Genomic DNA, 14299 nt, shown 5'->3' on the forward strand with positions numbered 1-14299 from the left:
CATGGGAGCGCGAGCGTTGCGGTTCAAATGAAGTTGTCGGCCCGCTGCAGCTGGCCGACGCCCTCTAAAGGCTCATGAAGATGCCGCCGTCGACTACGATGTTCTGGCCGTTGACGGTCGATGACTCATCGCCTGCGAGCCACAAGGCGGCGCCGGCAATGTCCTGCGGCGTCTGCGCGCGCTCGATGGTTCGCATCTGGGACGCCACCGCCTCGAACTGTTCGTGCTGCGCTGCGTTGGCCACCGCGTTGGGCGAGTGGATATAACCGGGGGAAATCGCGTTGACCGTGATGCCAGCCTTCGCGGCGGCGAACTCGCGCGCCATCGCTCGCGTCATCGCGGCCAACGCGCCTTTGCTCGCCACGTAGTGCAGCATGAACGGGATGCCGACATGCGCAATCACAGAAGCGATGTTGATGATCTTGCCGCCGCCGTTCGCACGCATATTCGGCGACACCGCACTTGCACACAGCCACGGCCCCATGACGTTGACTGCCAGGATTTTTTGCCAGTCAGCAACGGCGAGTGCTTCCATGGGCGTGTAGTTGAGCCCGGTGAAAATGCCGGCGTTATTGACCAGAATATCCACTCGCCCGAATCGATTGATCGCCGCCACGGCCATCGCGTGGGTGCTCTGAAGGTCGGAAACGTCCGTCGTGATGCCCAAGGCATTTTGGCCGATCTCGGCGGCAGCCTCGGCGGCTCCCCGGACGTCGGCCACGACAACGCTGGCCCCCTCCCGGGCGTAGCGCTCGGCAATCGCGCGACCAATGCCTGTCGACGCGCCGGTGATGACCGCGACCTTGTCTTTGAGTCTCATGGTTGTCTCCTTGGTTTATCGCCCCGTCATGCTGCGATGCAGCGACGGCGGTGGACTGGTGCGAGTCCCCGATGCCGATGAATCGGCGCACGGATTCCTCATTGGTGACCTGTTGTAATTAGAATGGCGAGGAGGATTGATAACCCCATCCGAAAGATTGGGGTCCGACTAGGACAAACCCGAGGCATCAAGACACCCGAGCAGGCTCACAATCGGGGAAACTGCCAGAAGAGGCGAGACCATGTCTACCATAAACATGAATATGGTATATGTCATTTACAATGCACAAGTGAACTTAGTTCGGGCGTATGAATGAAAGCGATCTCGCCGCCGGTGCCTCGAGTCACCGTAAGTGGACATGACGACCCACGGGTGTCAGAACCGTCGAATGACGGGGCGGATCAGCACTTTGGGACAATTCTCGCTGGACATTCTGCGGGTCGCATGAAGCGGGATGAGTGGTCCAGGGGACGTCTGGCACCTCCAGATTTCGGCTTCGAGTGTGTGCTGACGCGCGCCTTGTCGCAGTTGCAGGCGGACGCTCTGCCCAAGTTGACGGCCGTGTGCGCGCCGCCTGGATACGGCAAGACGGTGCTGCTCAGCCGGGTCCATGAGCACTTGCGGTCGCGCGGCGAACACTGCCTGTGGCTGTCGCTCGACGACCGCGACCGCGACCTGCTTTCGTTGCTAGCTTTACTGCGTGATGCACTGGCGCAATGCGCAGATGCCCCCGCCGACGAGACCGAAGTTGAGGTGCTGCCGTTCGCCGATCCCGGCGAAATGATGGATCGGGTCATCGGGCAACTCCGCCGGCTGCCGGGAAGGACTGTAGTCTTCATCGATAACCTGGGCTTGTGCGAGGACTTGCGGCTTTCTGCGCTGCTGGAGCGCCTGGTGTTCGACAGCGGCCCCGAGTTGCGTCTGATCCTCTCCAGCAACCGCGCACTGCCGATCGACATCGTGCGGGTCAAACTGGAACTGGGCGCGCTTGAACTGCGCGCGGAGCATCTCTGCTTCGATTGCATCGCGACCCGACGATTGCTCCAACTGGCGGGCTTTTCTTCGCTCGACGCGACTATGCTCGACCACATCCAGACGCAAACTGAGGGTTGGCCCGCAGCCGTGCGTCTGCTGCAAGTGCTGATGTCTGCCGAGCGCGGCGTCGATGCAGGCCCTGTTCAAGGCGTCATTCCTGCAACGGTGCTGGAGCACTTCGGTGGCGATCAGACGGATATTGCGCGCGTCCTCACGAACCGCGTGTTGGCCGGAATCGAGCCCGCGCGTGTCCGGTTTCTCATGGAGATAGCGCTGGTGCGGGAATTCAGCGCGGAGTTGGCGCAGTACATGACCGGATCTGTTCAGGCCCATGCATGGCTGGACGACCTGGTGCTTCGCAACATGCTGATATTCCCAGTGGATCGCAATCGCCGCTGGTTCCGCTTTCATACGCTGTTGCGGGAATATCTGCTGAACGAGGGACAGGAGCGCCTCGACAAGGATCGCCGCAGGGAGGTATTGCAGCGGGTGGCGAAATGGCATGCCACCCGTGGCGATTACGTCGCTGCCATCGGGAGCGCACTCGATGCACCCGACGTCGAACTGGCGCAGGACCTGATCGGTCGGGTCGCACGGCAGGTGGCCGGGGACCGTGGGCAGATGACGCTCTTCGTCCAGTGGGTTGACCGCTTGCTCCTCGCCGGTGGCCGCGTACCGGCAGAAGCCCAGGGCTGGTATGTATGGGCCTTGTGCCACACGATGCAGTACGAACGTGCGCGGCTTGCATTGGACGTGTTCGACCGTCGTTTGCAGCAGGGCACGGTGCCTGACACGGAGGCCGGCCAGGTGAGTGCCGATCTCCCGTTCCTCCGGATGGTGTTGGGCGTATACCTGGACACGCTGGACGTTGCCCATGCCGAAGCGCTGGCCTGGCTTGCCAGCGACCATCCGAACGACCCGTTGCACACGGGCACGGTTACGGCGATCGCAGCCATGGCAGAGATCGACTGCGGGGATCTGGCTGATGCGCAGCAGCACCTGGATCGTGCCGAGGGCGCCATATTGCGTTCGCAAAGCGCCTTTGCTCAAGCCTGGGTGGAGATCCTGCGGGCGATGGTCGAACTGGCTCGCGCGCGGCCCGACGTGGCAGACCGACTGTTGATCGAAGCGCGTGCGAATGTGGCTGCCCAAATCGGGGAGGATGCTGGCGTCGTCGCGGCGATCGACTTCGTGCACGCGCGTGCCCTGGTGGACTCGGGGCGACTTTCGGAGGCCCTCCTGCCAGCCCGTCGTGGGCTGGCCCGTGCGCATCACCACGGCGTGGTCATGTCCGCCGAATCGGGCCTTGGCGCGTGTGTCGCCGTGTTGCCTGACCAGCCCGAGGATGCGTTGTCGGAGTCGGAGCTTGATCGAATCGCCCGCAGCTATCCGCCCAGAGTGCTGAGGCTGCTGTCGGCTCAGCGCGTACGCCGGCAATTGCGGTTGGGAAATACCCAGGAGGCGGTGAACCTGGCGGAACGATGCAATCTGCTAACCCCGCGATCACGCCACACCATCGATACGCCCATGCGTGCACGCGGCGATTGGCTGCTGGCCGGTATTGAACTGTTGATCGGGAGAGGCATGTGCGAGCAAGCCTTGAATGAGATCAACGTGGCTATGAAGGTTGCACAGGCTCAAGGGCGCCAGCACGATCGCGTCGAGCTCCTGCTGGCCGCCATGGACGCGCACGTCAGGCTAGGCGATTCGACGAAGGCCCTGCGGGTCCTGTCGATGGCGATCTCGCTGGCCTGCCCGGGGCAACTGGTTTATCCGTTCATGGTGTGCGGTAACGCGCTAGGCAAAGTCCTGGACAGCGCCGGGTCGCGCGATTTCGGGTTCGTTCATCCGAATGAAGTCAGGTTTCTCGAGCGGCTTCGGGCACTGGCCGAGCTGCCGGACATGGCCGTCCCCGTCGACGCGGCCGCGATACCGGTCGGGACCGGGCAGAAGAGCGCGTTGCCGGCGCTGACGGTACGCGAAACGCAGTTGCTGCATCTCATCAATGAAGGCCTCAGCAATCAGCAACTAGCTGACCGGTTGTCCCTGACAGTGCCCACCGTGAAGTGGCACCTGAATAACCTGTACACCAAGATAGGCGTGCGCAGCCGATCGGCTGCGCTGGCCAAGGCTCGTGCCTACGGCCTGTTAGTCCAGCCCTGATCCACCGCAAAATATTTGACGACGACTCTTTGATTTTATAGTACACTAGTGCACTATATGCTACGTGACGTAGTTGAACGACTGATTCAGGGCACGACGGCACGGGCTTCCCCGGCGAATGACCGGCGGGTGCAGGACAAGTGGAAAGCATGAGTTATCGACATCAGGAGCGCGAATGAGCAAGTTGCTGGAAGGAAAAGTCGCATTGGTCACCGGCGGAGGCCGTGGCGTCGGCCGGGGCATCGCACTGGCGCTGGCTGCCGCGGGTGCCAGCGTGGTGGTCAATGATCTTGGCGCGGGACTCGACGGCAGCCCGGAGTCGGAACGCCCGGCGCTGGACGTGATCGCCGCCATCGAAGCGCTCGGCGGCCGAGCCGTCGCCGACGGTGGCTCGGTCGCCGATTGGGCGGCAGCGCAAGCCATGGTCCGTGCGGCCGTCGATGCCTTCGGCCGGATAGACATCGTGGTCAACAATGCCGGCATCCTGCGGGACGCGATTTTTCATCGCATGACCGAGCAGGAATTCGACGATGTGGTGTCCGTTCACCTTAAAGGCTGCTTCAACGTGAGCCGTGCTGCTGCCCCGTACTTCAAGGAACAGGGCGGCGGCAGCTTCGTGCACATGACCTCGACCTCGGGCCTGATCGGCAACGTCGGCCAGGCCAACTACAGTGCGGCCAAGCTCGGGATCGCCGCGCTCTCGAAATCTATCGCCATCGACATGCAGAAGTTTGGTGTCCGTTCGAATGCGGTCGCACCATTTGCCTGGACGCGCATGGTCGACTCCATTCCCAACGAAACGGCCGAACAGAAGCGACGTGTCGATTCTCTGAAAAAATTATTGCCGGAACGGGTGGCCCCCTTTGTCGTCGCCTTGTGCGCCGATGCAGCGTCTGATGTCACGGGGCAGGTTTTCGGCGTACGCAACAACGAAATCCACCTGTTCAGCCAGCCGCGGCCGATCCGCAATGCGCACCGCGGAGAGGGCTGGACGCCTGAAAGCGTGATCGATACCGCCTTGCCGATGCTGCGTCCGGCTTTCTACGCGCTGGACCGGTCCGGGGATGTATTCACGTGGGATCCGGTTTGAACCATTCAGGGCGCACGTTGGGCATCGTTCATTCCGGGTACCCGGATTTTTGCTTGCCTCATTTAGTTCACTAGTGTACTGTATTCATCATCACATCATGGCGCGATTGAGCACAGGAAAAGGATGAAGGACCCAACCAACCACGGATACGGCCTCCTCGCTACCAGCCGCTATCTGCCTCGCCTGAGGCTTGATCGAGCCGCAATTTTCGCCCAGCACCAGTGGATGGCACCCGGGCTCAAATCGCTGGCGCGCGGTAGGCGCGCCATGGCCTCATGGGATGAAGACAGCGTAACGATGGCGGTCGAGGCGGCACGGGAACTGGTCCGGGCCGCGCCGTCCGTCGAACTGGGCGGATTGACGCTGGCGTCGACCACCCTGCCCTTCGTCGAAAGATCGAATGCCGGCATCGTTGCATCTGCGCTAGGTTTGCCCGATGCCCTGTTGGTGCGGGACCTGAGTTCCAGCCCCCGCGCCGCCGCAACCGAGTTGGTCGCCCTGCTGCGCCAGCGTGGCGGTGCGGCACACATGCTGGTGGCCTCGGATCGCCGCCTCGCCAAGCCTGGCAGTCCACAGGAGATGATATACGGCGATGGCGCAGCCGGAGCGGTAGTGGGCAGCGGCCTTCCGATCGCCACGCTGGTGGCGAGCCACAGCGTGCATGCCGACTTCGTTGACCGTTTCCGCGCCGCCGGCCAGACCTACGACTACGGCTGGGAGGAGCGCTGGGTACGCGACGAAGGCTATATGAAAGTGGCCCTGTCGACGGTACGTCAATGTCTGACCAGTGCCGGCGTAGATGCCGCCGGCATCGCTCAATTCGCGATGCCGGCGCCGATCAACCGCATCAACGAGGTAATGGCGAAGAAGCTGGGCATCCGCGCAGAAGCACTCGTCGGAGCCGGCTCGGAACAGACAGGTGATCTCGGTACGGCACAGCCGCTTGCCCTGCTTGACGTGGCACTTCGTCGTGCCGCGCCCGGCGAACTGGTGCTGCTGGTCGCGTTCGGCAGCGGCTGCGACGCATTGCTGCTGCGCCGCACCGAAGCGCCCTGTCCTGGCACTGTGCCGTCCGCGGGTCGGCCGGAGACAAGCTACATGAAGTACCTGTCATTCACCGGCCAGATCGCGCTCGAATGGGGCATGCGCGCCGAGATGGACAACCGGACGGCACTGACCGCTGCCTGGCGCGAAGGCGCCCGCGTATCCCACTTCGAGGCCGGGAGATGCTCAGCCTGCGGTACCACGCAATTTCCCCGTTCGCGCCTGTGCGTCAACCCGATCTGCCGTGCGCAAGATACCCAAACGCCCCAAAGCCTCGTCGACACCGGCGCACGGGTGCTGTCGCACACGAGCGACTGGCTCGCTTACACGCCCGCGCCTCCCTTCCAGTTCGGCCACATCGACTTCGACGGTGGCGGACGCGTGCTGATGGAATTCGCTGACACCGACGCCGGCGAGTTGAGCGTTGGCGTGCCTCTGCGCATGGTGTTCCGCGTCAAGGAATACGATGCGAAACGTGGCTTCCGCCGCTACTTCTGGAAAGCCACACCTGTGCGGACGGTAGAACAAGGAGCATCCTGTGGCTGAAGGTATCCGCGACAAAGTCGCCATTCTGGGGATGGGTTGCACGCGTTTTGGCGAACGCTGGGACAGCGGCCCTGAAGATCTGATGCTTGAAGCTTTTAACGAGGCGATGACCGACGCGTGCATCGAAATCGGCCAGATCGAAGCCGCCTGGCTCGGCGTCTGTCTTGAAGAAAACAACGTCGGCAAGACCGCAGGACCGCTCGCGCAGGCGCTGCGGCTGCCCAGGATAGCCGCCACGCGGGTAGAGAACGCCTGCGCCACCGGCACGGAAGCCTTACGCGGCGCCGCGTATGCGGTGGCCGCCGGCGCCTACGACATCGTGCTCGCGCTGGGCGTCGAGAAGCTCAAGGACACGGGCTACGGCGGCCTGCCGGTGCGAACGCGCGGCGTCAACAATGACCTGTGGCTGCCAAACGCCACAGCGCCGGGCGCTTTTGCGCAACTGGCGGCGGCTTATGCCGCCAAGCATGGCGTGGACAAGATCGATCTCAAGCGCGCCATGGCGCACATCTCGATCAAGAGCCATGCTAACGGTGCTCTGAACCCAAAGGCCCACCTGCGCAATCCCATCAGCGAAGAGGATGTGTTCAAGGCACCGATGATCGCCGAACCGCTTGGCCTCTACGACTGTTCCGGCGTGAGCGACGGCGCGGCCTGCGCGATTGTGACTACACCCGAGATCGCGCGCTCGCTCAAACCGGGTGCGGAAATTGTCAGCGTCAAGGCGCTCGAAGTCTCAGTCAGCAATGGCGAGGAGGCCGCATTCAGCAGTTGGGACGGCGCTCACATCGCAACGGCGCGCACCGCCAGCGCGCGCGCCTATCGCAGTGCCGGCATCACGGCTCCGCGCGAGCAGGTCCATATGGCGGAGGTGCACGACTGCTTCTCCGTTACCGAGGCGGTGCTGATGGAGGACCTGGGGTTCAGCGCACCTGGCCGCGCGATCTACGATGTGCTGGATGGGGTGTTCGACCGCAACGGCCTGCTTCCCGTGCAACCTGACGGTGGGCTCAAATGTTTCGGCCATCCGATCGGCGCATCGGGACTGCGCATGGTCTACGAAATCTACCAGCAAATCCACGGACGGGCGGGCGAGCGTCAGATCAGGCGCATCGACCTCGGATTGACGCAAAACCTGGGCGGTCATCCGCATCAGAATGTCAGTGCCGTGGCGATCATCGGACGTCACAGGGCCTGAGCGCAGGTCCATGCCGATCCGCCGTCGGGCGCGAGCAGCGAAACATATCCACTCTTTTCAGGAGACGCAGCACATGAGAGGACTCAAGGGAAAAACCGCCATCGTGACAGGCGCGGGAAGCGGCATCGGCCGCGCAATCGCCCTGCGGCTTGCGGCCGAAGGGATCACCGTCGGCGTCTTCGACATCAGCGAGAAGGGGGCGAACGAGACAGTCGCCGCGATACAGGAAGCCGGCGGCAAAGCGATCGCGGCAATCGCCGATATCACCCAATACACGATCGTGGTGGAGGCCGTGAAGGCCTTCGAGGAAGCGGCTGGCGCGGGTACTGACATCCTCGTGAATAACGCCGGCTGGGACACGCCGATGCCTTTCCTGAAGACCGACGAGGCCTTCTGGAAGAAGGTCGTCGCGATCAACTGGTTCGGCCCACTCCACGTGACCCATGCGGTGGCCCAGGGCATGGCGGCCCGCAAGGCCGGACGCATCATCAACATTGCATCCGACGCAGGCAGGGTCGGCTCGAGCGGCGAGGTCGTCTACTCCGGTTGCAAGGGCGCGACCATCGCGTTCGCAAAGGCTCTCGCGCGTGAGCTCGCACGCAACCAGATCACCGTCAACAACGTGTGTCCCGGTCCGACCGAAACGCCCGCCATGGAAGCCTTCGTCGGCAGCGGCGAGCAGGGCCAGAAAATCCGCGACGCCATGGTGCGGGGCGTGCCGCTCGGCCGCATTGGCCTGCCAGACGATTACCCCGGTCTCGTCGCGTTTCTCGCGAGTGAGGACGCCCGCTTCATCACCGGCCAGACGATCAGCGTCTCGGGCGGTCTCACCATGCACGGATAAGGAGAACTGATCATGAGCACCAGTTACAAGGATGTCCTCTACGAAGTTCGCGACGGCGTGGTTCGCATCACGATCAACCGGCCCGAAGTCTACAACGCGTTCCGCCTGCAGACGCTGGAAGAACTGATCGACGCTTTCCAGCGTGCCGGTGAGGAAAAGTCGGCCAATGTGATCGTATTCGCCGGCGCCGGCGACAAGGCGTTCTGCACCGGCGGTGACCAGAAGGAGCATCTCAGCGAAGATGGTCTCTATGGTCCGCGGGGCACGGTAGGCATGCCCATCGAAGAGTTCCAGACCGCGCTGCGCGATGTGCGCAAGGTGACGATCGCCAAGGTGCAGGGCTTCGCCATCGGCGGCGGCAACGTGTTCGCGACCTTGTGCGACCTGACCATCGCCTCGGAGAAGGCCACGTTCGGCCAGGTCGGACCGAAGGTCGGCTCGGTCGATCCGGGCTGGGGCACCGCCTACCTCTCGCGCATCGTCGGCGAAAAAAAGGCTCGCGAAATCTGGTTTCTGTGCCGCCGCTACAAGGCGCAGGAAGCGTTCGACATGGGGCTGGTCAACAAGGTCGTCCCGCACGAGCAACTCGATGCGGAGGTCGACCAGTGGTGCAAGGAGATCAACGAGATGAGCCCCACGGCCCTGACCATCGCCAAACGCTCCTTCAACGCCGACTCGGAAAATATCCGCGGCATCGGGTTTCTCGGCATCCAGACCGTCAAGCACTACTATCAGACCGAGGAGTCGAAGGAAGGCGTACGGGCGTTCAACGAGAAACGCAAACCGGACTTCAAGAAGTATGCCGGCTGACGAACCGAGGGAGTTGCCAATGTTGATTCGCAGCGAGTTGGGCGACGATGGCGTGCTGCTGGCCACCGTCGACATGCCCGGGCGATCGATGAACGTGTTCTCCGTCGCTTTGATGGATGCACTCGAAGCCCTGCTCGACGACGTGGAAGCCACGCCCGATGTGCGCAGCGTCGTGCTGACCTCAGGCAAGTCGTCTTTCCTGGCCGGCGCCGATCTGGCGATGGTTCGCGGTTTCACCGAACCTGGACCCGGCGATACCGCGGAGGTGATGTTCAAGCGCTGCGGCCGGCTGGGGCGCCTGTTCCTGCGGGTCGAGGACTCGACCAAGCCCTGGGTGGCTGCGGTCAACGGCACCGCGCTCGGCGGTGGCCTCGAACTGGCGATGGCCTGCAGGGAACGGCTTGTCGTCGACGACGCGCGAGCCCTCATTGGCCTGCCCGAAGTGCGTTGGGGCTTGCTGCCGGGCGCGGGCGGCACCCAGCGGCTGCCCCGGCTTGCCGGCTTTGAGCAGGGCATGTCGCTGCTGTTGACAGGTCGCGCCATCACACCGAGGCACGCTGCGGAACTGGGGATCTTCTCACGGGCCTTGCCAGCGCCCGAACTGCTCGCCGAGGCACGCGCCGTGGCGCACGAACTGCAGGGCCGCTCGCCCGACCAGGCCGCCAAGTACCTCCATCACGCCCAAACCGATGTCCCGGTTCACTCGGACGAGCAGGCACGCCGCATTGCGCGCGCACACGGCGTTTCCGATCCTGATTTCGAACGTTATCCTGCCTACAGCGCGATCATCGACAGCGTGTTGCTCGGCGCACGCAAGGACCTGGCGGAAGCGACCGACATCGAGATGCGGCAATTTCTGCGGCTGATGTTCGACCCGGTCGCAGGCAACATGGTGCGAACGCTGTTCCTCAATCGTCAGCGCGCCGACAGGGAACTGGCGGCGCCACGCGATTTGCGCATCGAACGCGTCACGCTCGGCCCGCTGTCCACTACGCGTCGCGCATGGCGGGAGGCGATCGAGAAGTCAAAGCTGGCACACGCCAGCGATGCTGCATTGTCTGCCGACACCGCGCAGGTCGTGGACAACCAGGGCCGCACCTATTTCGTCGCCTTGCGCACGCTCGACGATGCAGGCGGAGGGGAATTCTTCGACGTCACAACAGCCGTGCTCTCGCCCGCTGGCCCCTATGGACGCGTCATGGAAATCGTGGCGACGGACGACGCTGTGGCACAGGCGCTTGCCGCGCTCGCCAACGGTCTCGGCGCCCTGCCCTACCGGACCCGAGCCGCCCGGAGCGCTCTGCTGCGGCTTGCCGCAGCGACGGGCGACAACCCGCTTGACGCGCTCGCACTGAGCGCGTTCGATCTCGCGGCCGACGGCATGGTCGACGACACCGAACTGTTCGACGTCGCGGCATGCGCAGCCGGTATTGCCCCCGCCTTCAGTGGCGGCCCGTTCACCCTCCTGTGGCAGGAGCGCAGTCGGCTGACCGCCCGGCTGCAGGGCCCGGAGGCCGAGACCTGGCGTGCACTCGAGCATCGGCTTGGACCAAGCTACCCATCATGATCGACAGCGCCCACATCGGCTTCACCACCGCGCCCACGTCGGTCACGATCGACGCGTGGCGGGTCCAGCTCTTCTGCCAGGCCATCGGCGAAACCGACCCGGTGTACTGGGACGCCAGCGCTGCGGCCGATGCGGGATATGCGGCTTGTCCGGTCCCGCCCACCTTCCTCAAGGCGATCGAAACCGATCACTTCAACAGCGCGCAGCTCATGGAGCAGCTCGGTGTGCCACTGCGCTCGGTACTGCACGCGGCGCAGCGCTTCGATTACCTCGCACCACTGCATGTCGGCGAACGCATCGAGGTCAGCCGACGGATCACCGACAGCTACGACAAGCGCGACGGAGCACTGAGCTTCATCGTGATCGACACGCAGTACCTGCGGGATGGCGTCACCATCGGCACCAGCCGGCAAACCATCGTGGCCCGCAATAACATCGCAGCCGAGGCATCAGCAGCATGAACGTCGTGTTGAACCCGCCACCTGCGTCCATCCGGCTCGAATGCGGTCCGGTCACCGCACTCGACCTCGCCCGCTATGCGGCATCGTCGTCCGACCACAATCCGCTACACCTCGACGACGAAATCGCGCATGCTGCCGGCTTCGAGCGGCCTGTTGTGCACGGCATGTTGACCATGGCTTTTGCGGCCCGGCTCCTCACGACCCACTTCGGCGCGCAGGCGTTGCGCTCGCTGGAGACGCGTTTCGTGAGCGTCGCACAGCGCGGCGCGCGCATCGTCTTGACGGGCACGCTCGAGCGGACGGAAGACCTCATCGCCCACTACGCGCTCAGCGCACACAACGACGCGGGCGAACTCCTGATTTCTGGGAGCGCGCAGATTTCGCTGCGGATGTCTGAGGAAGGAGAGGCGAAGTGAAGCGGCTCGTCGATGCACTGCGGCCGCAGATGCGCGTTTTCGTGCCGGGACTCAGTGGCGAATCTCCACTGCTGCTGCGTGAACTGACGGATGACCCTGAACGTGCGCGCGACGTCGACTTCATCGGCGTCCAGTTTCCGGGCATTGGTCACGCCGACTACTTGAGCGTCCATCCGCAGGCGCGGCAGACGGCGTTTTTCATGTCACCGTCGATACGAAATGGCATTCGGGAACAGCGCGCCGACTTGCTGAGTCTGGATTATCCCGGCATTGCCCGCTACCTGCAGCAGTGCACGCCATTCGACCTCGCCATCGGCCACTTCAGCCTGCCCGACCCAGATGGCTGGTGCAGCGCGGGCATTTGCGGCGATTTCCTGCCCATTGCATGGCCGCGCGCGGCGCGGCGCGTGGCGCAATTCAACCGTGCGATGCCACACACGGCCAGCGGCTTTCGCGTGCACCTTTCCGAGCTCGACGCGGCGATCCAGTTCGACGCGCCGCTGACCGAGTTCTCCGAAGCCGACGGCGGCGGCGAGACCACGTCACGCATCGGTCGGTTGGCGGCCGAGTTCGTACGCGACGGCGACACGCTTCAGTTCGGTATCGGCTCCGTACCGCTGGCGCTGGCCCGCGCGCTGACCTCACACCGCCGTCTCAGGCTGCACACCGGCATGGTCTCGCAGGCAGCGCGCACGCTCGAGGACGCTGGCGCGCTGGAACCCGACGCCACCATCACGACCGGCGTCGCGCTCGGCGATGCGGACTTTTACGACTGGGCCGGCCGCCACCCGCGTCTACGTTTCGCAGACGTGCGCGAGACGCACAACGTGCAGGCAATGGCCGCGAAGGCACGCTTTGTCGCCATTAACTCGGCCATGGAAATCGACCTGTTCGGCCAGGTGAACGCCGAGCGCGGCGCGGGCGTACTGCAGGCCGGCGCCGGCGGCTTGCCGGCCTTCGCGCAAGGCGCGCTGAACTCAACCGATGGCCGCCTCCTGATTTGCATGGCAGCCACGGCAAAGCGCGGCTCGGTTTCGCGCATCGTACCTGCGCTGGATGCAGAGAGCCTTTGCACGTTGCCCCGGCATATGGCCGACGTAGTTGTCACAGAATACGGTGCGGCCCAGGTGCGTGACCTGTCGCTCGACGCCCGCGCCCATGCCCTCATTGCCATTGCAGCGCCGGAACATCGCGCGGCACTCCAGGAAGCATGGGGCACCATCCGTCGCCGCCTTTGAACGGCGGGGGCCAACTTCGCCCCGCTCCATCGCATCCCGCCCTGCTTGAGCCATCGGAAAGCGTCGATCCGATGCGCCTCGGCACTTGCCGGGACCGCCTCCGCTCGCCGCTCCTGAACCTCAAAAGCCGACCTGATCGGCACCTTTAAGCGACAGAATCTCGCGCGCCTCATCGGGCGTTGCGATTTCCAGGCCGAGCCCCTCGAGGATCTCCCTAACCTTGAGCACCTGCGCCGCGTTGGACTCGGCGAGCCGCCCCACTCCGATCCAGAGACTGTCTTCAAGGCCGACGCGCACGTTGCCACCCATGGCAGCGGCCATCGCAGCCACTTTCATCTGGTTGCGACCAGCGCCCAGCACCGACCATCGATAGTCATTGCCGAAAAGCCGGTCGGCCGTGCGCTTCATGTGCATCACGTCGTCCGGATGGGCGCCAATGCCGCCCAGGATACCGAACACCGTTTGGACGAAAAACGGCGGCTTCACCAAGCCGCTCTCGATGAAATGGGCGAGGTTGTAGAGATGCGAGGTGTCATAGCACTCGAATTCATAGCGCGTGCCGCTCGATGACAATGCCTGCAGCGCGGTCTCGATGTCTCCGTAGGTGTTACGGAAGATCAGATCCTTGCTGCCCTCGAGGTAAGGCCGCTCCCAATCGTGCCGGAATTCTTTGAAGCGCTGCAGCATCGGGAACAGGCCGAAATTCATCGACCCCATGTTCATCGAGGCGACCTCCGGCCGCAGTTCGACGGCCGGGCGAATGCGCTCCTGCACCGGCATGTAGGGGGAGCCGCCTGTCGTGAGGTTGATCACCGCATCGCACGCGCTTTTGATGCGGCCGAGGAAAGGCGTAAACGCCTCCGGCCGCTGGTCGGGCTTACCCGTCACCGGATCGCGCGCATGCAGGTGAATGATCGCGGCACCGGCCTGGGCAGCGGCAATCGACGATTCGGCGATCTCCTCCGGTGTCGCCGGCAGATACGGTGACATCGACGGTGTGTGGATTGCGCCCGTGACCGCACAACTGATGATGACTTTCTTTTGCTGGAACACGCTTGTCTCCTTTG

General features: G+C 63.9%; 12 protein-coding genes. 10 read left to right on the top strand and 2 right to left on the bottom strand.

Features of this window, described 5'->3' with window-relative positions; translation table 11 throughout:
• Positions 1-64: 64 nt before the first annotated feature.
• Complete coding sequence (locus SB772_RS19965) at positions 65-820, bottom strand: SDR family NAD(P)-dependent oxidoreductase (RefSeq protein WP_410834936.1); 756 nt, start codon at positions 818-820, stop codon at positions 65-67.
• Positions 821-1264: 444 nt separating this feature from the next.
• Here SB772_RS19965 and SB772_RS19970 point away from each other — a divergent pair, with 444 nt between their 5' ends.
• The 10 genes from SB772_RS19970 (at position 1265) to SB772_RS20015 (ending at position 13232) form a co-directional block, all read left to right on the top strand.
• On the top strand, positions 1265-4018 hold the full coding sequence (locus SB772_RS19970) for a LuxR C-terminal-related transcriptional regulator (RefSeq protein WP_410834937.1): 2754 nt from the start codon (positions 1265-1267) through the stop codon (positions 4016-4018).
• 175 nt (positions 4019-4193) lie between these two features.
• On the top strand, positions 4194-5108 hold the full coding sequence (locus tag SB772_RS19975; RefSeq protein WP_410834938.1) for an SDR family NAD(P)-dependent oxidoreductase: 915 nt from the start codon (positions 4194-4196) through the stop codon (positions 5106-5108).
• Between the two features lie 297 nt (positions 5109-5405).
• Positions 5406-6698: a 3-oxoacyl-[acyl-carrier-protein] synthase III C-terminal domain-containing protein gene (locus SB772_RS19980; RefSeq protein WP_410834939.1), complete on the top strand. Its 1293-nt coding sequence runs from the start codon at positions 5406-5408 to the stop codon at positions 6696-6698.
• Positions 6691-7896, top strand: a complete 1206-nt coding sequence (locus SB772_RS19985) for an acetyl-CoA acetyltransferase (RefSeq protein WP_410834940.1) — start codon at positions 6691-6693, stop codon at positions 7894-7896. The genes SB772_RS19980 and SB772_RS19985 overlap by 8 nt, the downstream gene beginning before the upstream one ends.
• Before the next feature lie 73 nt (positions 7897-7969).
• The gene (locus SB772_RS19990) at positions 7970-8740 is read left to right on the top strand and encodes a glucose 1-dehydrogenase (protein WP_410835118.1); all 771 of its coding nucleotides are present in this window, start codon (positions 7970-7972) and stop codon (positions 8738-8740) included.
• Positions 8741-8752: 12 nt separating this feature from the next.
• On the top strand, positions 8753-9550 hold the full coding sequence (locus SB772_RS19995) for an enoyl-CoA hydratase-related protein (protein ID WP_410834941.1): 798 nt from the start codon (positions 8753-8755) through the stop codon (positions 9548-9550).
• A 19-nt stretch (positions 9551-9569) separates the two neighbouring features.
• Positions 9570-11117 (top strand): enoyl-CoA hydratase/isomerase family protein, encoded by a 1548-nt coding sequence (locus SB772_RS20000; protein WP_410834942.1) that lies wholly within the window; start codon positions 9570-9572, stop codon positions 11115-11117.
• Positions 11114-11578, top strand: coding sequence for a MaoC family dehydratase N-terminal domain-containing protein (locus SB772_RS20005; protein WP_410834943.1), 465 nt, complete (start codon positions 11114-11116; stop codon positions 11576-11578). Before SB772_RS20000 ends, SB772_RS20005 begins: the two co-directional genes overlap by 4 nt.
• Positions 11575-11994, top strand: coding sequence for a MaoC/PaaZ C-terminal domain-containing protein (locus SB772_RS20010; RefSeq protein ID WP_410834944.1), 420 nt, complete (start codon positions 11575-11577; stop codon positions 11992-11994). The genes SB772_RS20005 and SB772_RS20010 overlap by 4 nt, the downstream gene beginning before the upstream one ends.
• Positions 11991-13232, top strand: a complete 1242-nt coding sequence (locus SB772_RS20015) for an acetyl-CoA hydrolase/transferase family protein (RefSeq protein WP_410834945.1) — start codon at positions 11991-11993, stop codon at positions 13230-13232. Before SB772_RS20010 ends, SB772_RS20015 begins: the two co-directional genes overlap by 4 nt.
• 120 nt (positions 13233-13352) lie before the next feature.
• On the opposite strand, the gene SB772_RS20020 is transcribed toward SB772_RS20015, so the two are convergent.
• Positions 13353-14285: a 3-keto-5-aminohexanoate cleavage protein gene (locus tag SB772_RS20020; RefSeq protein WP_410834946.1), complete on the bottom strand. Its 933-nt coding sequence runs from the start codon at positions 14283-14285 to the stop codon at positions 13353-13355.
• Between the last annotated feature and the right edge of the window lie 14 nt (positions 14286-14299).

Origin of the sequence: Paraburkholderia sp. SIMBA_030 (assembly GCF_046535245.1) — a bacterium.
In the GTDB taxonomy this organism is placed as follows: Bacteria; Pseudomonadota; Gammaproteobacteria; order Burkholderiales; family Burkholderiaceae; genus Paraburkholderia.

Excerpts from the sequence above, each read along its gene's own strand:
- SB772_RS19995 (WP_410834941.1), top strand. The coding sequence starts at position 8,753 with ATGAGCACCAGTTACAAGGATGTCCTCTACGAAGTTCGCGACGGCGTG.
- SB772_RS20000 (WP_410834942.1), top strand. The coding sequence starts at position 9,570 with ATGTTGATTCGCAGCGAGTTGGGCGACGATGGCGTGCTGCTGGCCACC.
- SB772_RS19975 (WP_410834938.1), top strand. The coding sequence starts at position 4,194 with ATGAGCAAGTTGCTGGAAGGAAAAGTCGCATTGGTCACCGGCGGAGGC.
- SB772_RS20005 (WP_410834943.1), top strand. The coding sequence starts at position 11,114 with ATGATCGACAGCGCCCACATCGGCTTCACCACCGCGCCCACGTCGGTC.
- SB772_RS19980 (WP_410834939.1), top strand. The coding sequence starts at position 5,406 with ATGGCGGTCGAGGCGGCACGGGAACTGGTCCGGGCCGCGCCGTCCGTC.
- SB772_RS19965 (WP_410834936.1), bottom strand. The coding sequence starts at position 820 with ATGAGACTCAAAGACAAGGTCGCGGTCATCACCGGCGCGTCGACAGGC.
- SB772_RS20010 (WP_410834944.1), top strand. The coding sequence starts at position 11,575 with ATGAACGTCGTGTTGAACCCGCCACCTGCGTCCATCCGGCTCGAATGC.
- SB772_RS19970 (WP_410834937.1), top strand. The coding sequence starts at position 1,265 with ATGAAGCGGGATGAGTGGTCCAGGGGACGTCTGGCACCTCCAGATTTC.
- SB772_RS19990 (WP_410835118.1), top strand. The coding sequence starts at position 7,970 with ATGAGAGGACTCAAGGGAAAAACCGCCATCGTGACAGGCGCGGGAAGC.